Below are 21,501 nucleotides of genomic sequence, written 5' to 3'. Positions count from 1 at the left end.
TCCTTGTCTCGAGGACCCGGGGCGGAATGCGTCACGCCGTACTGATGAGGAGTTGGTAGGCCACATGTCCAAGCAAATCGAATTCAACGAGGTCGCACGACGCAGCCTCGAGAGGGGCGTCGACAAGCTCGCCGACGCCGTCAAGGTCACCCTCGGGCCCCGCGGCCGGCACGTGGTGCTGGCCAAGGCCTTCGGTGGTCCCACCGTCACCAACGACGGCGTGTCCATCGCCCGTGAGATCGACCTCGAGGATCCCTTCGAGAACCTCGGCGCACAGCTCGTCAAGAGCGTCGCCACCAAGACCAACGACGTCGCCGGTGACGGCACGACGACGGCGACGGTGCTGGCGCAGGCCCTGGTCAAGCAGGGGCTCAAGAACGTCGCCGCCGGTGCCAACCCCATCGCGCTCGGCGCCGGCATCACCAAGGCCGTCGAGCACGTGTCCGAGGCACTGCTCGCCGCCGCGGTTCCCGTGCAGGGCGAGAAGTCCATCGCGCAGGTCGCCACCGTGTCGTCCCGCGACGAGGTCATCGGCCAGATGGTCGGCGAGGCGCTCACCCGCGTCGGCGCCGACGGTGTCGTGACGGTCGAGGAGTCGAGCTCGCTCGTCTCCGAACTCGTCATCACCGAGGGCGTGCAGTTCGGCAAGGGCTACCTCTCGCCGTACTTCGTCACCGATCCGGACAGCCAGGAAGCGGTCTTCGAGGACGCGCAGATCCTGCTGTACCGCGAGAAGATCTCGTCCCTTCCCGATTTCCTGCCGCTCCTGGAGAAGATCGCGGAGTCGGGCAAACCGGTTCTCATCATCGCCGAGGACATCGAGGGCGAGGCACTGTCCACGCTCGTCGTGAACTCGATCCGCAAGACGGTCAAGGCCGTCGCGGTGAAGGCGCCGTTCTTCGGAGACCGCCGCAAGGCGTTCCTCGAGGACCTCGCCATCGTCACCGGTGCCACCGTCATCAACTCCGACATCGGCCTCAGCCTCAAGGATGCGGGCCTCGACCTGCTCGGCAGCGCACGCCGCGTCGTCGTCACCAAGGACGAGACCACCATCGTCGAGGGTGCGGGCACCGCGGAGGCCATCGCCGACCGCGTCGGACAGCTCCGTCGCGAGATCGAGGCGACCGAGTCCGACTGGGACCGCGAGAAGCTCGAGGAGCGTCTGGCGAAGCTGGCCGGCGGAGTCGCGGTCATCAAGGTCGGTGCCGCCACCGAGACCGACCTCAAGGAGCGCAAGTTCCGCGTGGAGGACGCCGTCAACGCCGCCAAGGCAGCTGTCGAGGAAGGCATCGTCTCCGGTGGAGGCGCCGCACTCGTGCACGCCAGCCGCGGCCTGAAGGACCACCTCGGTCTGACGGGCGACGAGGCCATCGGCGTCGAGGCAGTGCGCCTCGCGCTGCGGGCCCCGATGTACTGGATCGCGAGCAACGCCGGAATCGACGGTTCCGTCGTCGTCGGCAAGCTCGTCGACGCGGACGACGGCACCGGCTTCAACGCCGCCACGCTGACGTACGGCGACCTGGTCGCCGACGGCGTCATCGACCCGGTCAAGGTCACTCGGTCGGCCGTGGTGAACGCCGCGTCCGTCGCGAAGATGATCCTCACGACCGAGTCGACCGTCGTCGACAAGCCCGAGGTCGTCGAGGACGAGGGCGGCCACGGTCACGGCCACAACCACTGACCACCCTCTCGACGAGCGAGGCCCCATCGGACACTGTCCGGTGGGGCCTCGCTCGTTCGTGGGGTCAGGAGGCCAGACGGCGACGGTTGCGCCGCGCGAAGACCTCTCGCTCGGTCTCGGACATGCCGCCCCAGATGCCGTACGGCTCGCTCACGGCGAGCGCGTGGCTCCGGCACTGGGCGAGGACGGGGCACGCGCGGCACATCTCCTTGGCCTTCATCTCGCGTTGCGCTCGCGCTCGTCCTCGTTCACCATCGGGATGGAAGAACATCGACGAGTCCTCGCCGCGGCACGATCCGTGCATCTGCCAATCCCACATATCGGCATTGGGTCCGGGAAGGTGATTGGGCTGGGGCATTGTGTACTCCTAGGACTCTCACGCACGGTCGTGAATTCTTCTGGTGCAGTTCACGATCTGTCGCAACCGTAGAGCCGGGCGAGTTTCACCGTCAACAGTCTCGATCGTGGTGATCTGCATACTCCGAGCAGGCATTAATTAACTCGTACGACACTTTTCTCTGGTGTCGAGCCGGTAGGGGAGTCCTCGTAATGTCCCTGTCACATCGTCGACAAGACACCGACACACTGTGCCCGGAAATGTCGTGACATTTCGTGTGTAAATTCCTGGATAACGCCCGAAGACTATTCTGTTTCCCGTGCAGTCCTCGTGTCCTCCCGTGCCCGGTCCGGACTCCCTGACACGGTGGTCGGAGGCCGTCGACGCCGGGGCCCGCGGGTGGTACGCCGCCTCGCTCACCCGGGCCCGGTCGCTGCGGCGCGACGCCGATCCGGCCGTGCGGTCCCTGAGCGCGAGCCTCGAGGGGTCGCTGCTGCGCCAACTCGGCCGCCACACCGACGCCGCGGTGCGTGACGGCGCGGCGCTCGTCGACAGCGGCTTCTCCCGTGGGACAGGTCCGCGCCGGGCGATCGACGTCGACGCCGCCGTGGACGCCCTCGTCGGTCTCGCCGCCGATGCCATCGGTCCCCGCCGCCTCGCGCGGGCCGACGTCCTCCTCGCCCGGGCGGAGTCGGTGCTCGCCACCCGGCCGGGGCACCAGCGAGTGTCACTCCGCGTGATGTGGGTCCGGGCGGAGGTGGCGATGGCGTCGGGTGACGCGCGGCGCGCCCTCGACGCGGCGGAGGCATCCGTTCGGGCGGCACGGGAGTTCCGGTCGCCGCGGCACCTCGTCAAGTCCCGTGTGGTGCACGCCGCGGCCCTGCTGGTGGGGGGTGATCACGCGGGCGCCGCGACGGCAGCGCGCGCGGTGCGCGACGACGCCGTCGCCGCCGACCTGCTCCCGCTCGCGTGGGCCTCCGCCTGCCTGTCCGAAGCGTGCGGTGACCGCGACGCCGGCGCTGTCCGACGAGGGTTCGAGGTTGCGATCCGGTCACGCGGTGGGCAATTCTCGTGACCGAACCGTACGGTTCGGTCGAGCCGCGTCGGGCGGCGACTATCCTTGAGAGGTTCCGCACCGGGCCGTCGGGGACCGGGAGGAAGCGCGCTCGATTCCGGAGCGGGCCCGATGTGAGGTGGGAAACACTCTGACGATGATTGCCACGGGTGAGGGGCTGGACTCGGCCGTCGCCGCAGCTGCTCGCGGCGACCGAAGGGCTCTCTCCGTCGTCCTCGAAACCATCAGGCCGATCGTGGTCCGGTACTGCCGCGCGCGCGTCGGTGCAGGTGAGAGGGGTCAGCTGTCTGCTGATGACGTCGCCCAGGAGGTGTGCCTCGCGGTCATGACAGCGCTGCCGCGCTACGAGGACCAGGGCCGCCCCTTCATGGCGTTCGTGTACGGGATCGCATCGCACAAGGTCGCGGACGCCCATCGCAGCTCGTCGCGTAACAAATCCGAACCGATGGCCGATGTACCGGATGTCATGTCCATCGAGGACGGCCCCGAGCAACGGGCGCTGGATTCGGAGGCAGGACGCCGCATGAACGAACTGCTGTCGACGCTGTCGGAGAAACACCGCGAGATCCTGGTGCTCCGGTTGGTGGTCGGGTTGTCGGCAGAGGAGACGGCCGCCGCCGTGGGTAGTACCGCAGGCGCCGTTCGTGTGGCGCAGCACCGGGCAATAGCGAAGCTGAAGAACGAAGTAGTGGGAGCAGGTGACAAGTATGGCTAGGGACTCGTGGCGCGGCAGCGCTGGAGATTCTCGGCACGGCGCCTCCGGACACGGATCCACCGGCCGCCCCGACGCCTCCGGCGCAGGTGGCGTCGATCCCCGAGCCGTCGACGACCTCGAGTCGTCCGGCCCCGTCGACATCATGGCCGTGCGCCGTGACGACGCGCTCATCGATGCGATCGCGAGCGACGGTCCCGTCGCGACCGTCGACTCCGACGAGTATCGCCTGGCCAGTCTGCTGGCCGAATGGCGTTCCGACATCCTCGCCGACCCGCTCCCCGAGAGTCCCGATCTCGATCAGGTCGCCGCGGCGATCGATCTCGCTCTGGCAGAGGACGCACTGCACCGTCAGCGCACGCGGAGCCGCATGCGTTTCCTGCGTCCCGTCGCCGGTGCCGCGGCCGCCGTGGCGTTCCTCGCGGGTGGTGTCACGGCATTCTCGTACAGCGCGATGCCGGGCGATCCCCTGTGGAAGGTGAAGGAGGTCGTCTTCACTCAGCAGGCCGATTCGACGGTCGCTCAGGTCGACACCACGTCGGCGCTGCAGGAGGTCGAGGATCTGCTCGCTCGCGGTGACGCGGAGACGGCCAAGACTCGTCTGGCCGAGGCCGCACAGCGCACGGAGAGCATCCGCGACGAGGACGAGCGCGCCCAGCTGCAGATGTGGTGGACGCGCCTGTCGGACGAGTTGGCGAAGCTGACCGCACCGGCTGCCGTTCCGCCGCCGGTGCCGACGACCACGTCGGTCACCACGGTGCCGACCGTGCCGCAGGACATCATCCCGGAGATCCCCGTCGATCCGAGTCTGCAGCTCCCGGAGGTCCCGTTCCCGACGGAGATTCCGCAGCTGCCGACGGACATCCAGTTGCCGTTCCCGGTGCCGACGGACCTGCCGTTCTTCCCGCAGGCCCCCACCACCACGGTCACGCTGTCGCCCGAGATCCTGCGAGCCCCCGCGCCCGCGCCCTCGACGACGGCGGCGGTCACCCCGGACACGTCCGTGGTGCCCAACTGAGCTCTGATCACGACTCTCGTTCACGACGAAGGCCCGCAGACACTGTCTGCGGGCCTTCGTCGTGAGGTGGTGTCGCGCGCCGACGTCCTAGGAGTCGTACCCGTCGCCCTGGAGCGCGTCGTTCATGGACGCATCCGCGTATCCGCGGCAGTAGTCCCACGTGACGTACGCGTCGGGAATGGGGTCGTACGCGGGCTCGTGGGGACGCACCGTGCCGTCGACGAGCAGCTGCAGCAGGTTCGCGCGCAGCATGTCCCAGTCGTGGTAGTGGTCCTGCTGGCAGTCCTCGCAGCACACGACAAGGCCTCGCACGCCGCGATGGGCGAGCAGTGCCTCGTAGACGGCGAGATCCGCGAGATCCTCCTCGACCGCCAGGCGTTCCTGGGGATCGAGGGGCTGTCCGGGCTCGATGGCGTCGAGGGCGGCCGAGGGGTCGGCTGGATCGCCGGCGAAGGGATCCGGCGGCAGACCTGGAGGCAGTTGATCGCGCACACGTCCACGGTACGCAGCAAGTGCCGGTCTGCGCCAGCGCTACACGGCTCCGCGGGGGTCCGGCGGCCTCCGGCGCACGGGGTGACCTGCGCCGGGCGGGGGACCGATACGATGTACCGCGAGCGGACGAGGGAAGTCCCCGGCTCGCACATCGATCGACCGCAGCTCAGGAGGGCCCGATCCGTATGAGTACCCCCGACAGGCCCGTGACCGCCGCAGAGGACTCGACCGCCCGCGTCGAGGCGACCCGTGTCCGCACCGGTGGCGACGACCCGAACAAGGTTGCCATGCTGGGCCTCACCTTCGACGACGTTCTCCTCATACCCGCCGCATCGGATCTCATTCCGAGCAAGGTGGACACGTCCAGCCAGCTCACCCGCGAGATCCGGCTGCGCGTCCCCCTGGTGTCCAGCGCCATGGACACCGTCACCGAGGCACGCATGGCCATCGCCATGGCTCGCGCCGGCGGTATGGGCGTCCTGCACCGCAACCTGTCCGCGGCCGATCAGGCGGCGCAGGTCGAGGTGGTCAAGCGGTCCGAGGCCGGCATGGTCACGGATCCGGTGACGTGCTCGCCGTCGGACACGCTCGCCGAGGTCGACGCGCTGTGCGCCAAGTTCCGCATCTCCGGCCTGCCCGTCACCGACGAGCGCGGCGAACTGGTCGGCATCATCACCAACCGCGACATGCGGTTCGAGGTCGACCAGAACCGCACCGTCGCGGAGGTCATGACCAAGGCTCCGCTGGTCACCGCGCGCGAGGGTGTCACGGCCGACGCCGCGCTGGGGCTGCTGCGTCGTCACAAGATCGAGAAGCTGCCCATCGTCGACGGACACGGCCGGCTCACCGGTCTGATCACCGTCAAGGACTTCGTCAAGACCGAGCAGCACCCCTACGCCACCAAGGACCGCGACGGTCGCCTGCTGGTCGGTGCCGCCGTCGGCGTCGGCGACGACTCCTGGTCCCGCGCGATGCTTCTCGCGGAGGCAGGGTGCGACGTGCTCGTCGTCGACACGGCGCACGGGCACAACTCCCAGGTCCTCGAGATGGTCAGCAAGATCAAGGCCGAGGTGGGCGAGCGTGTCCAGGTCGTCGGCGGCAACATCGCCACCCGCTCGGGAGCGCGCGCCCTGGTCGAGGCGGGTGCGGACGCCGTGAAGGTGGGCGTGGGTCCCGGTTCCATCTGCACCACCCGCGTCGTCGCCGGCGTCGGTGCCCCGCAGATCACGGCCATCCTCGAGGCGGTCGCGGTGTGCAAGGCTGCCGGTGTGCCCGTCATCGCCGACGGCGGACTGCAGTTCTCGGGTGACATCGCCAAGGCTCTCGCCGCCGGCGCCTCCACCGCAATGCTCGGATCCCTGCTCGCGGGCACCGCCGAGTCACCCGGTGAGCTGATCCTGGTGGGCGGCAAGCAGTTCAAGAGCTACCGCGGCATGGGTTCGCTGGGCGCCATGCAGGGACGCGGCGCGACGAAGTCCTTCTCCAAGGACCGCTACTTCCAGGACGACGTGCTGGCAGAGGACAAGCTCGTGCCCGAGGGCATCGAGGGGCGTGTGCCCTTCCGAGGCCCGCTGTCCCAGGTCATCCATCAGCTCACGGGCGGACTGCGGGCCGCGATGGGCTACACAGGGTCGAACTCGGTGGAGGAGCTGCAGGAGGCGCAGTTCGTGCAGATCACCTCTGCCGGACTCAAGGAGAGCCACCCGCACGACATCACCATGACCGTCGAGGCACCGAACTACACTGCCCGCTGACTCGATTCCGGCCGGAGTCGAGCGCCACCCGACCCACGAGGTCCGGGAGGCTTACGAGAGAGGACGCGCGTGCGCGACCTGGTGGAAATTGGCATGGGCCGCACGGCTCGACGGACGTACGAGCTCGAGGACGTGGACATCGTCCCGTCCCGGCGTACCCGGTCGTCGAAGGAGGTGTCGACGGCATGGCAACTGGACGCCTACCGCTTCGACATCCCGATCGTCGCGCACCCGACCGACGCGTTGGTGTCTCCGTCGTTCGCGATCGAGCTGGGCAAGCGCGGTGGCCTCGGCGTCATCAACGGTGAGGGCCTGTGGAGCCGCCACGCCGACGTGGAGTCGGTGATCGATCAGCTCGTCGAGCTCGCGGAATCGGACGTCGACGCGGACGCGCCGGTGAAGATGCTGCAGAAGCTTCACGCCGCACCCCTGCAGCCGGATCTGCTGGCCGCCGCCGTCGCGCAGGTGCGGGAGGCCGGTGTCACGGTCGCCGTGCGCGTCAGTCCCCAGAACGCACGGTCGCTGACTCCGGCACTGGTGGCCGCGGGCATCGACCTGTTGGTCGTGCAGGGCACGATCATCTCCGCGGAGCACGTGGGACACCCGAGCGAGGAACCGCTCAACATGAAGACGTTCATCGCCGAGCTCGACGTTCCCGTCGTGGCCGGCGGCGTGAGCGACCACCGCACCGCCCTGCACCTGATGCGGACCGGCGCCGCGGGTGTCATCGTCGGCTACGGATCCACCGAGGGTGCCACCACCACGGGCGAGGTCCTCGGTATCGGTGTCCCGATGGCCACCGCGATCGCCGACGCCGCCGCCGCCCGTCGTGACTACCTGGACGAGACCGGCGGCCGGTACGTGCACGTGCTCGCCGACGGCGGGATCTCGACATCGGGTCATCTCGCGAAGGCCATCGCCTGCGGTGCGGACGCCGCCGTGCTCGGCGCACCGCTCGCCCTGGCCGACGAGGCTCCCGGCCGCGGCTGGTACTGGCCGTCGGCAGCGGCGCACCCGTCGATGCCGCGCGGTGCGTTCCTGCCCGTGTCGTTCGGCGAGGACCGTCCGTCGCTGGACCGCGTCCTGTCCGGTCCGTCGACGGACCCGTTCGGTTCGCTGGACCTGGTCGGCGGCCTGCGACGGTCGATGGCCAAGTCGGGCTACTCCGATCTCAAGGAGTTCCAGAAGGTGGGCCTCAACATCCGCGGATAGTCGCGACCAGTTCCTGTCACCCGGATTCACACGTACGGTATCGTGGTGCCGATCACGTCCGGGTCTATCAGGAGGTCTCGATGAGCGACGCAACCACGACGAGCGCCACCCCGCACTACGACGTCCTCGTCGTGGGGTCCGGCTTCGGTGGCAGTGTCACGGCGCTGCGGCTCGTCGAGAAGGGGTACTCGGTCGGCGTTCTCGAGGCCGGGCGTCGGTTCGAGGACGACGACTTCGCGGCGACCAGCTGGGACCTGAAGAAGTTCCTCTGGGCGCCGAAGCTGGGCTGTTTCGGCATCCAGCGCGTCCACCTGCTGCGTGACTGCCTCATCCTCGCCGGCGCCGGTGTCGGCGGCGGGTCGCTGAACTACGCCAACACGCTCTACCAGCCGCCGCGGACGTTCTTCCAGGACCAGCAGTGGTCGCACATCACCGACTGGCACTCCGAGCTGACGCCGTTCTACGAGCAGGCGCAGAAGATGCTCGGTGTCGTGCAGAACCCGCACATGACCCCGGCGGACCACGTCATGAAGTCCGTCGCGGACGACATGGGCGTCGGCCACACCTTCATCCAGACGCCCGTCGGCGTGTTCTTCGGCGACGAGCCCGGCAAGACGGTGCCCGATCCGTACTTCGGCGGCATGGGCCCGGACCGCACCGGCTGCATCGAGTGCGGCGAGTGCATGACGGGCTGCCGCCACAACGCCAAGAACACGCTGCTCAAGAACTACCTCGGCCTCGCGGAGAAGGCCGGCGCGGACATCGTGCCGATGACCACCGTCACCGACCTGACACCGCGACCGGACGGCTCGTGGGTCGTGTCCACCGAGCGGACCGGTGCCCGCCTGCGTAAGGGCCGTGCCACCTACACCGCGGGGCACGTCGTCCTCGCCGCCGGCACGTGGGGCACCCAGCAGCTCATGCACAAGTTCCGCGACACGGGTTCGCTGCCGAACCTCTCGCCCACGGTCGGGCGCCTGACGCGCACCAACTCGGAGTCCATCGTCGGCGCGGGCAAGCTGACCTACGACCCGTCCATCGATCTCACCCGCGGTGTCGCGATCACGTCGTCGTTCCACCCCAGTGCAGACACGCACATCGAACCGTGCCGCTACGGCAAGGGCTCGAACGCGATGGGCCTGCTGCAGACGCTCATGACGGACGGCGGCGGCCGCACGCCGCGGTGGCTCAAGTTCCTCGCCGAGGTGGTCAAGAACCCCGTCCGGTTCCTGCGCATGATGAACACGCGGCACTGGAGCGAGCGCACCATCATCGCGCTGGTGATGCAGAACCTCGACAACTCCATCACCACCTTCACCAAGCGTGGTCCGTTCGGGCGTCGCCACGTCAGCAGCCGGCAGGGACACGGCGAGCCGAACCCCACGTGGATCCCGATGGGCAACGAGGCCACCCGGCGCATCGCGAAAAAGATCGACGGGATCGCCGGCGGGACGTGGGGAGAAGTCTTCAACATCCCGCTCACCGCCCACTTCCTCGGCGGCTGCGTCATCTCCGAGGACGTCGAGAACGGCGTCATCGACCCGTACCACCGCGTGCACAACTACCCGACGCTGAGCATCGTCGACGGCTCGTCGGTGTCCGCCAACCTGGGCGTCAATCCCTCGTTGACCATCAGCGCGCAGGCCGAGCGGGCCGCGTCGCTGTGGCCGAACAAGGGGGAGAAGGACCTTCGGCCCGCGCAGGGTCTGCCGTACGAGCGCATCGAACCCATCGCACCCCGCAGCCCGGTGGTTCCCGCGCACGCACCGGCGGCGCTCGTGCTGCCCATCGTCGAGATCCGGACGCCGACGAGTACGCCGCCGTCCTCGACGCGGGTCGCCAGCCACGCGGGCAGCACCGGCGCGGCATGAGGGCGGACGCGCTCTCTAGACTGTGCGCGTGACCGACTCCCCGCAGCAGGATCCCGTCCCGCCCCTCGAGAACGCGAATCCGGTGCTCGTCGTCGACTTCGGCGCGCAGTACGCCCAGTTGATCGCGCGGCGCGTCCGTGAGGCACGGGTGTTCTCCGAGGTCGTGTCACACACGATGACGGTCGACGAGATCGCGGCGAAGAAGCCCGCGGCGATCGTGCTGTCCGGTGGTCCGTCGAGCGTCTACGCCGAAGGTGCGCCGCAGCTCGATCCGGCGCTGTTCGACCTGGACGTCCCGGTCTTCGGTATCTGCTACGGGTTCCAGGCAATGGCGGGCGCGCTGGGAGGCACCGTCACCCACACGGGCACCCGCGAGTACGGGCGCACCGACATCGACGTCTCCGGCGGAACGCTGCACGACGGGCTGCCGTCGACGCAGCCCGTGTGGATGAGTCACGGCGACGCCGTCACCGAAGCTCCCGAGGGCTTCGAGGTCGTGGCGACCAGTGCCGGCGCCCCCGTCGCCGGCTTCGAGAACCGGGCACGACGCCTCGCCGGGGTGCAGTATCACCCGGAGGTCCTGCACTCCCCGCACGGTCAGCAGGTGCTGTCCCGGTTCCTGCACGACATCGCCGGCATCGCGCCGACGTGGACGGCGGCGAACATCGCGGACGCGCTGGTCGAGCAGGTGCGCGAGCAGGTGGGCGACGGCCGGGCCATCTGCGGTCTCTCCGGCGGTGTCGACTCCGCGGTCGCCGCGGCGTTGGTGCAGCGCGCGATCGGTGACCGCCTGACGTGTGTGTTCGTCGATCACGGACTGCTGCGAGCGGGAGAGCGCGAGCAGGTCCAGCAGGACTTCGTCGCCGCCACCGGCGCCCGATTGGTGACGGTGGACGCCGTGGACACCTTCCTGCGCGAGCTCGACGGCGTCTCGGATCCGGAGACCAAGCGCAAGATCATCGGCCGCGAGTTCATCCGATCGTTCGAGGGTGCGGTGAGCGCGGAACTGGGTGACAGTGCGGCGCACGGGGAGTCGATCGACTTCCTCGTCCAGGGCACGCTCTACCCGGACGTGGTCGAGTCCGGCGGCGGGAGCGGTACCGCCAATATCAAGAGCCATCACAACGTCGGCGGTCTGCCCGAGGATCTGCAGTTCTCGCTCGTGGAGCCGCTCCGGCTGCTGTTCAAGGACGAGGTCCGCGCCGTCGGCCGGGAGCTCGGCCTGCCCGAGGAGATCGTGGCGCGGCAACCGTTCCCCGGCCCGGGTCTGGCCATCCGCATCATCGGATCCGTGACGCCCGATCGCCTGGCGACGCTGCGCCATGCCGACGCCATCGCCCGCGAGGAGCTGACGATGGCGGGTCTGGACTCCCAGATCTGGCAGTGTCCCGTGGTGCTGCTCGCCGACGTCCGCAGTGTGGGTGTGCAGGGCGACGGCCGGACCTACGGTCATCCCATCGTCCTGCGTCCAGTGTCGAGCGAGGACGCGATGACCGCGGACTGGACCCGGCTGCCGTACGACGTGCTCGAACGGATCTCCACTCGGGTCACCAACGAGGTGCGCGAGGTGAACCGGGTGGTGCTCGACGTGACGAGCAAGCCGCCGGGCACCATCGAATGGGAGTGAGCCCGGCGGCGGACCGCCTGCGGTCGAACGGCGAGCTCTACTGCGAGCGGGACTTTCGGCGCCTGACGGGTGCCAGGACGAGGACCACGCCGACGACGATCGCGGCGATCACCAGGGTCCAGCCCGACGCGGCGCCGGCGACGATCGCGGTGGGGTCCGCGCCGACGAGCGTCGGGATCGCCAGCAGCAGTGCCGCCACACCGGCGATCAGCAGGACCGGTGAGGGTCCGCGGCGATCGGTACCGCTCGTGTCGTGTCCGGTCTCATCGGTCACGGTGCACCTCCAGATTTCCCAGCGCAGTGCTGGCCTCGATGGTCAGGGTCGGTCCTGCCGTCCCGTCGGATCCGCCGTCGACCCCGCCGGCGCCGATGCAGTTCGCGTTGCCGACGGCGCTACTGCAGTCGGTGACGACGTTCATGGTCGGTGACAGCAGGATCTCGGTGTTGCCGACGGCCTTCTCCACGGTCACGGTGCGGTCCTCGGTGAGGTCGAGCCCGCGCAGGTCGAGGACGAAGTTCCCCACACCGGACTCGTACGCGGGCGCCAGCGCGGCCATCGACGTGGGCGCGATCGTCACGTTGCCCATATTCGGGGACTCGACACCGCGCAGGTCCTGCACGTCGACCAGGGACGACACGAGGACGAACCCGGCGAGCGGGGCCGCGAGAACGAGCAAGCCGTAGCCGCGCCGCAGGAACGCGCCGATGAACAGTCCGATGCCGACGACGGTCAGCGCCACCGCGCCGACACGGGGAGCGGTCACGACGGCGGCGCCCGTGGCGGCGCCGATGCCGATGGTCACGGCGGAGGCGATGATGGCGAGGCCGATCACCGTGGACGTCAGGTGCGACTTCCGCGTCGGTGCGGGGACCGGGAGAACGGGCCGACCCGGTTCGGGGAGGTCCCAGGCGAACGGAGCGACTCCCAGAGGATCCCAGCTCGGCGGCGGCGGCGGAGTGGACGGTGTGTCCGGGTCGTCCTTCGACAACGAGACGGGCGCGCGGTGGGCGGCGGGTTCCGGAACGTACTGGTCGGGGAGCGTCGAGTAGGCGTTCCACTGCTGTGCGGCCGGATCGTGCGCGGAGAGGGGAGCGCCGGCGAGCACGGCCGGTGTCGGCGCGTTCGGAGTCCGACGGAACAGCAGGTACAGGGCCCCCAGCATGGCGATGGTGGACACCAGCCCCGATCCCATTCCGAGTGGTCCGACCGTGAGGACCGAGATGACGAGAGCGACGGACAGCACCACGGCCGTCGTGTGGGAGTCCGATGTGCGGCCGCGGCCGAGCAGCGACTCCGCCGGCGACACGACGTCGCCGCGGCGCGGAAGGACCAGCCAGGCAGCGAGATACAGGACCAGGCCGGATCCACCGAACAGGGTGGAGACGACGAACGCGACACGGACGAGAACGGGGTCGACGCGGTAGCGGTGGCCGATTCCGGCGGCGACACCGGCACCGGGGCCCTGATCGGGCAGGCGCACGGGTCGGGTTCGCCAGATCTCGGACAGCTGGGCGGACGCGGTGGCGTGGGTCATGGATACATCCTGGGCTGCCGAGGCGTCCCGGCACATCGGGGCGAACCCTGATTTCGCCGGTGTCCACGCGTCGTGCGACTCGACCGAGATGGGGGAGAACCCCGATACCGCGGAGCCGTGAGCCGTGCCAGTATCGAGGCGTGTCCACCCTGCCCGCACAGCCTCCGCACACGCGGGAGCCCCCCGGCCGTCCGCCGTTGCCGACGCCGGCGCTCCGTCGCCGTGCCGCCGGACGTGTCGTCGGCGGTGTCGCGGGTGGTGTCGCCGACCATCTGGACGTCGACGTGTTCCGGGTGCGGGTCGTCTTCGCGGTGCTGTGCGCGGCGGCCGGCGCCGGTGCCGTCGCCTACGGATTGCTGTGGATGTTCACCTCCGCGGGTACCGACGTCCGCAGGCCGGACCGCTCGGAGAAGCGTCGCGCGTACGGGCTGATCGCCCTCGGGATCGGCGGCGCCGTCGCGCTGGGGTCCGGGCTGACGGGCAGCTCGTCCACGATCATCGCCCCTGTCGTCGTCGTCGCGCTCGGCGCCGCGCTGGTGTGGCGGGAGTTCGACGCGGCCGGGACCCGGACGGCGGACACCCGGCCTCGGCACGCACGCACGTCGGTACTCGGGTGGGCGCGCATCGTCGCCGGGGTCACGCTCGTGATCATCGGGCTCTGTGTCGTGCTCGTCGCCCGCGTGGACGTGCGGGCGCTGCAGTCGTCCCTGCTCGCCGTCGTCGTGACGCTGGTCGGGGCGGTACTGCTCACCGTCCCGCTCTGGATGCGGTTGTGGCGCGCCCTCGGTGACGAGCGCGCGGCACGCATCCGGAACGACGAACGCGAGGAGATCGCGTCGCACCTGCACGACTCCGTGCTGCAGACCCTCGCCCTGATCCAGAAGCAGTCCACCGACTCCGCCGAGGTGATGCGCCTCGCGCGCAGTCAGGAACGAGAGCTGCGCAAGTGGCTGTTCGGGGGAGACCGGGACGACCACGCGTCTCTCGTCCGCGCGTTGGCCACCATCGCCGGTGAGGTCGAGGACCACTACGGTGTGACCGTGGATCCCGTGACCGTGGGCGACGTGGCTCTGGACGAGCCGGTCGAGAGTTCGGGGTTGAACCGTGAGGTCGCCACTGCTCTGCTCGGAGCCACGCGCGAGGCACTCGTCAACGCCGCCAAGCACTCCGGGGTGACCTCCGTCGACCTGTACGCCGAGGCGGGCTGCGACACCGTCGAGGTCTTCGTCCGCGACCGCGGGTGCGGATTCGATCCGGACAGCGTGCCGCAGGATCGCCAGGGCCTGGCGCGCAGTGTGCGGGCACGCATCGAACGCCGCGGCGGCTCGGTGCGGGTGCGGTCCGCACCCGGGCAGGGTTCCGAGATCCACATCTGTGTGCCGCGGGTGCGCGGCACGGGTACCACCGGGCACGCGGACTCCGTGCCCGACACCGCGAGAGAGGAACGGTCCGCGTGACCCTGCGAGTCTTCCTGGTCGACGATCACGGAGTGTTCCGGTCGGGGGTGCGCGCGGAACTGGGGCGCGAGACCGACATCGAGGTGGTCGGTGAGGCCGGGGGCGTCGCGGACGCGGTCCGCGGTATCGACGAGATCCGTCCCGACGTCGTCCTGCTCGACGTGCACATGCCCGACGGCGGTGGGGTCGCCGTTCTACAGTCCATCGCGGAGGGCCCGGTGTGCCTGGCGCTCAGCGTGTCCGACGCCGCCGAGGACGTCATCGCCGTGATCCGCGCCGGTGCTCGGGGTTACGTCACCAAGACCATCTCGGGGTCCGATCTCGCCGACGCGGTGCGCCGCGTCGCGGGCGGTGACGCCGTGTTCGGACCGCGGTTGGCGGGGTTCGTCCTCGACTCGTTCACCGGTCGCTCCGCGGCACCGGAACCGCCGCTCGATCCGGAGCTCGACTCCCTGACGCCGCGCGAGATGGAGGTGCTGCGTCTGCTCGCCCGTGGCTACACCTACCGCGAGATCGCCGAGACGCTCTTCATCTCGATCAAGACCGTCGAGACCCATGCCTCGAACGTGTTGCGGAAGACGCAGCAGTCCAACAGGAACGCCCTCACCCGCTGGGCACACCGACGGCGCATCGAATGAGGGCCCGTGCGGTCGCGCCCGTCGTCGTCGGCCTCGGTGGGCTCGCCGCGGGTCTGGTGGCCGTCGTCTCGTCGATGCTCGAGACCCGCAGCATGGTGGTCGTGGGTCCCGCTTCCGCGGCGCCGATCCTGTTGTGCGTGACCGTCGTCGGAGTCCTGGTGTGCCTGCTCGCGCGGCGGTGGTGGATCGCCGCGGCGTCGGCCGTTCTCCTGGGGTCGGCCGCAGTGGTCGTGGTGCCGTTGTACGTACCGGGCGCCGCGGGAGTCGCCGATGCCGCCCCCGGTGAGCCGCTGCGCGTGATGCAGGCGAACGTCAAACTGGGAGAGGCGGATCCACAGGCACTGGTGGCGTCGGTGCGGGAGCGCCGCATCGACGTCCTGACCGTGCAGGAGCTCACCGAGGAGTCGGTGGGGGTGTTCGACGCCGCCGGGCTCTCCGCCGCGTTGCCCTACCGGTTCGTGGCGCCGTATCAGGGCGGCGCGGGCGCCGCGATCTACAGCCGGTTCCCGCTGTCGAACGGCCGGGAACTGCCCGGTTACCTGCTCGCGAGCGTGACGGCAGATCTCGATGTCGGTGCGGCGCAGCCGCTCCGGGTCTACGCGGTGCATCCGGTGCCGCCCTGGCCGACACCCACCCCGGTGTGGGCGTCGGAGCTCGACATGCTCGGTGACGAGTTGGCGCAGGCGTCGCCGGGAGCGGTGATCGTCGGCGGTGACTTCAATTCCACGCACGCGCACAAGCGGTTCCGCGATCTGCTCACCGGTGGATACGTGGACGCCGCGGACGCCGTCGGTGCCGGGCTGATCCCGACCTACCCGATGGACACGTGGTACCCACCGGTGGTCGGGATCGACCACGTCGTGGTGCGGGACGCGCAGGTGCGCTCCCTCGAGCCCATCGACATCGTGGGATCGGACCACCGCGGGCTCGTCGCGACCATCGACGTCCCCTGACCCACCTCGATCTCGCGAGTACGTCCGAACTGTCGTCCTGTGGTGGATGTTCGCGACAGTACGGCCGTATTCGCCGGGTCGGGAGCGGGTCAGAGCACCAGGAGCAGGACGATGAGCAGGAGCAGCACCGCGCCGCCGATCGCGAGGTAGAGCGGCAGCCCGGCGGGGGCGCTGAAGGACTTGGGTTCCTTCGTCTCGAACGCGGGCGGGGAGTACGTCGGGCGCGGAGCCGGCCCGGGTGCCGGCGTGGTGGACGCCGCCGTCGGACGCGGAACCCGATCCAGAGGGGTGGCGGTGTCCGCTGCCGGGAGCCCCGTCATGGTGCGGCCGTGGATGCGTTCGCCTCGCCGGGAGGTGCCCGGGACTCGGGAGCCGCGCAGCGCCCAGAACGGGACCTGACCGTCGGCCGCGCGCAGCGGGTGGTTGATCACCGATCCGGCGTTGCCGTTCTTGCCCACGGCGAGGGTGACGAAGCGGGTGCGGACCTCGGCCATGGTGGGGCGGCGCGCGGGGTCGGGTTCGAGCATGTGCAGCAACGTGGCCGTCATCGGTCCGCTCTTGCGCGGTGGGATGATGCGCCCCCCGGCGACGCGGTGCAGCAGGGGGATGGAGTCGGCGTCGATGCCGAAGGGTGGTTGTCCCTCGGTCGCGGTGTACAGCGTGGCGCCGAGCGAGAAGACGTCGCTGGCCTCGGTGGGGTCCGCGCCGCGCGCCACCTCGGGTGCGAAGTACGCGGGGGTGCCGGTGATGACGGCGCTGTTCTCCTCGTGCGTGTCCGTCTTGGCGCGCGAGATGCCGAAGTCGCTGATCTTGACCATGCCCAGCGCGCTGCCGCGATCGGCGACCAGGATGTTGCCCGGCTTGATGTCGCGGTGCACGATGCCGGCGGCGTGGGCGGCGGTGAGGGCGTCGGCGATCTGGGCACCGATCTGGATGACCTCGTCCGGGGGCAGCGACTCGGCGATGTTGAGGGCCATCGCGAGGCTGCGGGCGGGGAGGTACTCCATGATGAGCCAGGGCTCGCCGCTGTCGAGTGCGACGTCGTGCATGGCGATGGCGTGCGGGTTGTTCAGCTGGGCCGCCATCCGCCCCTCGCGCATGGCGCGTTCGCGGATCTCGCGGGCGGCCTCGGGAGTGAGGTCCACGGTCGAGGTGGCCTGTTTGACGGCCACCTTGCGGCTGAGCAACGTGTCGCTCGCGAGCCACACCGCGCCCATTCCGCCGCCGCCGAGCTTGGAGTCGAGTCGGTAGCGACCGGCGAGGAGGTAGTCGGGTCCGATGACCGGTCGCGTGCGCCCCGAGCCGGCCACCGCTCCGCTGGGCTGCTGGTGATCAGTCACGGTGTTCGAGGTTATCGGACGAGCCGATCGAGTGCCGGGCAGGGCTGTCACCAGGACGTTTCCGGGCGTCTTGACGTTCGAACGGGCAGCGGCTTTACTTGTGTGAGCGTTCGAAAGTATGTTCGAATTCTCGGTCTTCCCCCGGGTCTCCAACGCAGTCTCGACCGTCCCGACCGGGGAGTGAGTATGCCTGTTTCCGTTGATCTCGAAGGCCTCGAAGGGCTGTCCCGCACCGAGCGGATCGAGTTCCTGCGGCGTCGTATCCGGTCCTCACCTGCGCGTGTGGCCGATGCCCCCGCTCCTGCCGCACCGGTCACCCTCACGGCCACCGCGCCTGCCCCGGATCCTGCGCCGGCCCGGGTCCGCCCGGTTCTCCCGGTCCCGGAGGCGTTGTCGGCGCTGCTCCCCGAGGGTGGGTTGGCCCGCGGCACGGTGGTCTCGGTGTCCGGCGCCGGATCGTTGCTCCTCGGGATCCTGGCGTCGGTCACCGGATCGGGACGGCACGCCGCCGTCATCGGTCTGCCGCGGCTGGGACTGTTGGCGGCGTCGGAGATGGGGGCGCATCTGCAGCGGGTGGCGCTGGTCCCGGATCCCGGGCCGGACCCGGTGGAGGTCGCCGCCGTGCTGCTCGACGGCATCGATCTGGTGGTGCTGGGGCTGGGCGGCATGTCGGTGCCGCCGTCGCGAGCGCGGGCGGTGGTCGCTCGGGCGCGCAACAAGGGCGCCACGCTGATCGTCACCGACGGACGCTGGGACGGCGCCGAGCTCCGGTTGGACGCCCGCATCCGCGGGTACGGCGGGCTCGGCTCGGGGGCCCGTACGGGTCACGGCCGGGTGCGCGCCGTGCATCTGGGCGTCGAGGTGCAGGGCCGTGCCGTCCGGCCGCGGACCGGGCGGTTGATCCTGACGTCCACGGGCGACGGGGTCGAGTGGGGATCGGCCGACTCCGCCGTGTCGCATCAGGATCCGGTGCTGGAAGCGCTGCCGTCGTGAGCACCGACCGTCGGAGCCGGGTGCTGGCTCTGTGGTGCCCCGACTGGCCGGCCGTGGCCGCTGCCGCCGCGGCGGAGATCCCGGCCTCGTCGCCGGTGGCGGTGGTCTCCGCCAATCGTGTCGTCGCCTGCTCCGCGACGGCACGCGCCGAGGGGGTCCGTCGCGGCGGCCGACGCCGTGAGTCGCAGGCCCGCTGTCCGGAACTGTATGTGGCGCGGGCGGATCCGGATCGTGACGCGCGACTGTTCGAGCCGGTCGCGTCGGCGGTGGACGAGGTGGTGCCCGGTATCGAGGTGCTGCGGCCCGGCCTGTTGCTGCTGTCGGCGCGCGGTGCGGCGCGGTACTTCGGTTCGGAGGAGGCCGCGGCGGAGCGACTGGTGGACACCGTCGCGGCGGTCGGTGTCGAGTGCCAGGTGGGGATCGCCGACGAGGTGTCGACGGCCGTCGTCGCGGCTCGGCACGGCGCGATCGTGCCGCGGGGGAGCGGCGCGCAGTTCCTGGCTCCGCTCCCGGTGGCCGAGTTGTCGGCGGAACCGTCTCTCGCGGCGCCGGAGCGGGTGGACCTGGTGGATCTGCTGGTGCGGCTGGGTCTGCGCACGGTGGGGGACTTCGGGGCACTGTCACCGGTGGACGTGGCCTCCCGCTTCGGCACCGACGCGGTCCTCGCGCACCGCAGCGCGCGAGGTGAGCCGGAGCGGCCGCCCTCGGCGCGGGTACTTCCTCCCGATCTCGAGGTCGAGTACCGCTGCGACCCTCCGATCGATCGCGTCGACGCGGCGGCGTTCGCGGGTCGCGCCCTGGCCGAGAGACTGCACGTGACGCTGTCGGCCGCGGCCGTGGCCTGCACCCGGTTGCTGGTGCAGGCCACCACGGCCAACGGTGAACACCTCTCCCGCACGTGGCGATGCGCGGAACCGCTCACTCCCGAGGGCACCGCGGATCGCGTGCGATGGCAGCTCGACGGCTGGCTCACCGGCCGCAGTGAGAACAAGCCGACCGCCGGCATCGTCCTGCTGCGTCTCGAGCCGGTGGAGGTGGTGTCGGCGGGTGCGCTGCAGCTGGGACTGTGGGGCGGAGTCGGCGACGAGGACGAGCGGGCCCGCCGTGCCCTGGTGCGGGTGCAGGGTCTGCTGGGCGGCGACGCCGTCCAGGTGGGTGTGCTCAGCGGTGGTCGGGGGCCGGGTGAGCGCGTGACGATGCTGCCGTGGGGCGACGAGCCGGTGCCCGATGCTGATCCCTCCGCTCCGTGGCCCGGCCGGTTGCCGTCCCCGTCGCCCTCGGCGCTGATGCCGACGCGTCCGGAGATCGCCGTGACCGACGAGTCGGGAGTGGCGGTGCAGGTCACCGAGCGCGGCATGTTCGATCGCGTGCCCGGCCGGGTCGACTGGGGATCGCGGAGCTGGGTGCTGCACGGCTGGGCGGGACCGTGGGCCGCGGACGAGCGGTGGTGGGATCTCGGCGCCACCTCCACGGCCCGCCAGGTGGCACGGGCGCAGGTGCTGCTGGAGGACACCCGTGCCCTGCTGGTCCTGCACGACGGTGGACGATGGTTCGTGGAAGGGATCTACGAATGACGGCGGAACGCGCACGGGAACGCACGGGCGAGGCCACGATCCTGCATGCGGACCTCGACTCCTTCTACTCCTCGGTGGAGCAGCGGGACGACCCGTCGCTGCGCGGGCGACCCGTCATCGTCGGCGGTGGTGTGGTTCTGGCGGCGAGCTACGAGGCCAAGGCCTTCGGCGTGAAGACGGCCATGGGTGGCCGGCAGGCGCGCGCTCTGTGCCCGCAGGCGGTGGTGGTGCCGCCCCGGATGGCCGCCTACTCGCAGGCGAGCAAGGACGTCTTCGAGGTGTTCGAGAACGTCACCCCGCTGGTCGAGGGCATCTCCATCGACGAGGCCTTCCTCGACGTCACCGGGTTGGCGCGGCTGTCCGGATCGCCGTCGGACATCGCTCGGGACCTGCGTCGCACGGTGGCGGAGGACGTCGGTCTCCCCATCACCGTCGGGGTGGCGCGCACCAAGTTCCTCGCCAAGATCGCCAGTGCCGTCGCCAAGCCCGACGGCCTGCTGGAGGTTCCGCCGGACCGTGAGCTCGAGTTCCTGCATCCGCTTCCGGTGGAGCGCATGTGGGGCGTCGGCAGGATCACCGCCGACAAGCTGTACGCGCAGGGCATCCGCACCATCGGTGACCTCGCCGCGCACCGCGAGGGCGCGCTGGCCGCCGTCCTCGGATCGGCCGCGGGTCGGCACCTGCACGCCCTGTCGAACGGTGTCGACGCGCGCCGGGTGAGCACCGGCAGGAGCCGGCGGTCGGTGGGCGCCCAACATGCTCTGGGGCGTCGTCACAAGACCCCGGCGGACATCGACGCAGCCCTCGTCGGACTGGTCGACCGTGTCACTCACCGCATGCGGAAGGGTCACCGGGCAGGTCGCACGATCACGCTGCGCCTGCGTTTCGACGACTTCACGCGAGCGACGCGATCCACGACGCTGAGCCGCGCGACGGCCGACACCCACGTCGTGCTCACCGCGGCCCGATCGCTGCTGGGCGCATCGATGTCGACCATCACGATGCAGGGCCTCACCCTTGTCGGCGTGGCGGTGTCGAATCTCGAGGACGGCGCCGCGATGCAGCTCGAGCTGCCGTTCGAGACGCCGGAGGACGAGCATCCGACCATCGACCGGACGGCCCTGGACGAGGCGCTCGACGGAGTGCAGCGCCGGTTCGGCACCTCCGCGCTCACGCGCGGTGTGCTGCTCGGGCGAGAGGAGCAGACATCGGTGGCCATGCTCCACGAGTGA

Annotated in this window: 19 protein-coding genes; 14 read left to right on the top strand and 5 right to left on the bottom strand. The window is 70.3% G+C overall.

The genetic code is table 11. The features are described from left to right. Nucleotides 1–64: 64 nt before the first annotated feature. Nucleotides 65–1,681 carry a chaperonin GroEL gene (gene groL / locus HQ308_RS06985; RefSeq protein WP_027503791.1) on the top strand — a complete coding sequence of 539 codons (1,617 nt, stop codon included), beginning with the start codon at nt 65–67 and terminating at the stop codon, nt 1,679–1,681. Between the two features lie 64 nt (nt 1,682–1,745). Here groL and HQ308_RS06980 read toward each other — a convergent pair whose 3' ends face one another. Continuing rightward, a complete protein-coding gene (locus HQ308_RS06980) occupies nt 1,746–2,039 on the bottom strand; it encodes a WhiB family transcriptional regulator (RefSeq protein ID WP_222646023.1) in 294 nt (97 codons plus the stop codon). A 298-nt stretch (nt 2,040–2,337) separates the two neighbouring features. Between HQ308_RS06980 and HQ308_RS06975 the strand changes: the two genes are divergently transcribed. From HQ308_RS06975 to HQ308_RS06965, 3 genes are all read left to right on the top strand, one after another. Further along, nucleotides 2,338–3,093 carry a hypothetical protein gene (locus tag HQ308_RS06975; protein WP_222646022.1) on the top strand — a complete coding sequence of 252 codons (756 nt, stop codon included), beginning with the start codon at nt 2,338–2,340 and terminating at the stop codon, nt 3,091–3,093. Nucleotides 3,094–3,229: 136 nt separating this feature from the next. Further along, on the top strand, nt 3,230–3,808 hold the full coding sequence (locus HQ308_RS06970) for a sigma-70 family RNA polymerase sigma factor (RefSeq protein ID WP_027503789.1): 579 nt from the start codon (nt 3,230–3,232) through the stop codon (nt 3,806–3,808). Next, nucleotides 3,801–4,823 (top strand): anti-sigma-D factor RsdA, encoded by a 1,023-nt coding sequence (locus tag HQ308_RS06965; protein ID WP_222646021.1) that lies wholly within the window; start codon nt 3,801–3,803, stop codon nt 4,821–4,823. The genes HQ308_RS06970 and HQ308_RS06965 overlap by 8 nt, the downstream gene beginning before the upstream one ends. Before the next feature lie 87 nt (nt 4,824–4,910). Here the strand turns inward: HQ308_RS06965 and HQ308_RS06960 are convergent, their stop codons facing one another. Next, on the bottom strand, nt 4,911–5,315 hold the full coding sequence (locus HQ308_RS06960) for a DUF5319 domain-containing protein (protein ID WP_027503788.1): 405 nt from the start codon (nt 5,313–5,315) through the stop codon (nt 4,911–4,913). A gap of 287 nt (nt 5,316–5,602) precedes the next feature. On the opposite strand from HQ308_RS06960, the gene guaB reads away from it, so the two are divergent. From guaB to guaA, 4 genes are all read left to right on the top strand, one after another. Further along, nucleotides 5,603–7,069: an IMP dehydrogenase gene (guaB, locus tag HQ308_RS06955; protein ID WP_027503787.1), complete on the top strand. Its 1,467-nt coding sequence runs from the start codon at nt 5,603–5,605 to the stop codon at nt 7,067–7,069. 69 nt (nt 7,070–7,138) lie between these two features. Beyond that, a complete protein-coding gene (locus tag HQ308_RS06950) occupies nt 7,139–8,281 on the top strand; it encodes a GuaB3 family IMP dehydrogenase-related protein (RefSeq protein ID WP_027503786.1) in 1,143 nt (380 codons plus the stop codon). A gap of 80 nt (nt 8,282–8,361) precedes the next feature. After that, nucleotides 8,362–10,152 (top strand): FAD-dependent oxidoreductase, encoded by a 1,791-nt coding sequence (locus tag HQ308_RS06945; RefSeq protein WP_051612917.1) that lies wholly within the window; start codon nt 8,362–8,364, stop codon nt 10,150–10,152. A 28-nt stretch (nt 10,153–10,180) separates the two neighbouring features. Continuing rightward, nucleotides 10,181–11,779, top strand: coding sequence for a glutamine-hydrolyzing GMP synthase (guaA, locus tag HQ308_RS06940; protein WP_056442621.1), 1,599 nt, complete (start codon nt 10,181–10,183; stop codon nt 11,777–11,779). A gap of 37 nt (nt 11,780–11,816) precedes the next feature. Here guaA and HQ308_RS06935 read toward each other — a convergent pair whose 3' ends face one another. Next, on the bottom strand, nt 11,817–12,053 hold the full coding sequence (locus tag HQ308_RS06935; RefSeq protein WP_056442488.1) for a hypothetical protein: 237 nt from the start codon (nt 12,051–12,053) through the stop codon (nt 11,817–11,819). Then, on the bottom strand, nt 12,043–13,314 hold the full coding sequence (locus HQ308_RS06930) for a PspC domain-containing protein (protein WP_222646020.1): 1,272 nt from the start codon (nt 13,312–13,314) through the stop codon (nt 12,043–12,045). Before HQ308_RS06930 ends, HQ308_RS06935 begins: the two co-directional genes overlap by 11 nt. A gap of 149 nt (nt 13,315–13,463) precedes the next feature. Here HQ308_RS06930 and HQ308_RS06925 point away from each other — a divergent pair, with 149 nt between their 5' ends. Genes HQ308_RS06925 through HQ308_RS06915 form a run of 3 tightly spaced genes read left to right on the top strand, consistent with a single transcriptional unit; the run spans nt 13,464 to nt 16,362 of the window. Then, entirely contained in the window at nt 13,464–14,771 is a 1,308-nt protein-coding gene (locus HQ308_RS06925) for a sensor histidine kinase (RefSeq protein WP_374198523.1), read from the top strand. Between the two features lie 2 nt (nt 14,772–14,773). Beyond that, entirely contained in the window at nt 14,774–15,409 is a 636-nt protein-coding gene (locus HQ308_RS06920; protein WP_037184132.1) for a response regulator transcription factor, read from the top strand. After that, a complete protein-coding gene (locus HQ308_RS06915; RefSeq protein ID WP_222646018.1) occupies nt 15,406–16,362 on the top strand; it encodes an endonuclease/exonuclease/phosphatase family protein in 957 nt (318 codons plus the stop codon). Before HQ308_RS06920 ends, HQ308_RS06915 begins: the two co-directional genes overlap by 4 nt. 89 nt (nt 16,363–16,451) lie before the next feature. On the opposite strand, the gene HQ308_RS06910 is transcribed toward HQ308_RS06915, so the two are convergent. Further along, complete coding sequence (locus HQ308_RS06910; RefSeq protein WP_308115704.1) at nt 16,452–17,702, bottom strand: protein kinase; 1,251 nt, start codon at nt 17,700–17,702, stop codon at nt 16,452–16,454. Nucleotides 17,703–17,888: 186 nt separating this feature from the next. Between HQ308_RS06910 and HQ308_RS06905 the strand changes: the two genes are divergently transcribed. Genes HQ308_RS06905 through dinB form a run of 3 tightly spaced genes read left to right on the top strand, consistent with a single transcriptional unit; the run spans nt 17,889 to nt 21,501 of the window. Further along, a complete protein-coding gene (locus HQ308_RS06905) occupies nt 17,889–18,695 on the top strand; it encodes a hypothetical protein (RefSeq protein WP_222646017.1) in 807 nt (268 codons plus the stop codon). Continuing rightward, nucleotides 18,692–20,269, top strand: a complete 1,578-nt coding sequence (locus HQ308_RS06900) for a DNA polymerase Y family protein (protein WP_027503778.1) — start codon at nt 18,692–18,694, stop codon at nt 20,267–20,269. Before HQ308_RS06905 ends, HQ308_RS06900 begins: the two co-directional genes overlap by 4 nt. Continuing rightward, a complete protein-coding gene (gene dinB, locus HQ308_RS06895; protein WP_222646016.1) occupies nt 20,266–21,501 on the top strand; it encodes a DNA polymerase IV in 1,236 nt (411 codons plus the stop codon). Before HQ308_RS06900 ends, dinB begins: the two co-directional genes overlap by 4 nt.

Source organism: Rhodococcus sp. BP-241 (assembly GCF_019836145.1).
Classification (GTDB): Bacteria; Actinomycetota; Actinomycetes; order Mycobacteriales; family Mycobacteriaceae; genus Rhodococcoides.
Note: the sequence above shows the minus strand (reverse complement) of the source record. Positions and strands in the feature narration are given on the sequence as shown.

Bases quoted from the DNA above. Each gene is read 5' to 3' on its own strand.
- HQ308_RS06905 (WP_222646017.1), top strand. From the start codon at position 17,889: ATGCCTGTTTCCGTTGATCTCGAAGGCCTCGAAGGGCTGTCCCGCACC.
- HQ308_RS06980 (WP_222646023.1), bottom strand. From the start codon at position 2,039: ATGCCCCAGCCCAATCACCTTCCCGGACCCAATGCCGATATGTGGGAT.
- groL (WP_027503791.1), top strand. From the start codon at position 65: ATGTCCAAGCAAATCGAATTCAACGAGGTCGCACGACGCAGCCTCGAG.
- HQ308_RS06930 (WP_222646020.1), bottom strand. From the start codon at position 13,314: ATGACCCACGCCACCGCGTCCGCCCAGCTGTCCGAGATCTGGCGAACC.
- HQ308_RS06945 (WP_051612917.1), top strand. From the start codon at position 8,362: ATGAGCGACGCAACCACGACGAGCGCCACCCCGCACTACGACGTCCTC.
- guaB (WP_027503787.1), top strand. From the start codon at position 5,603: ATGCTGGGCCTCACCTTCGACGACGTTCTCCTCATACCCGCCGCATCG.
- HQ308_RS06965 (WP_222646021.1), top strand. From the start codon at position 3,801: ATGGCTAGGGACTCGTGGCGCGGCAGCGCTGGAGATTCTCGGCACGGC.
- dinB (WP_222646016.1), top strand. From the start codon at position 20,266: ATGACGGCGGAACGCGCACGGGAACGCACGGGCGAGGCCACGATCCTG.
- HQ308_RS06915 (WP_222646018.1), top strand. From the start codon at position 15,406: ATGAGGGCCCGTGCGGTCGCGCCCGTCGTCGTCGGCCTCGGTGGGCTC.
- HQ308_RS06970 (WP_027503789.1), top strand. From the start codon at position 3,230: ATGATTGCCACGGGTGAGGGGCTGGACTCGGCCGTCGCCGCAGCTGCT.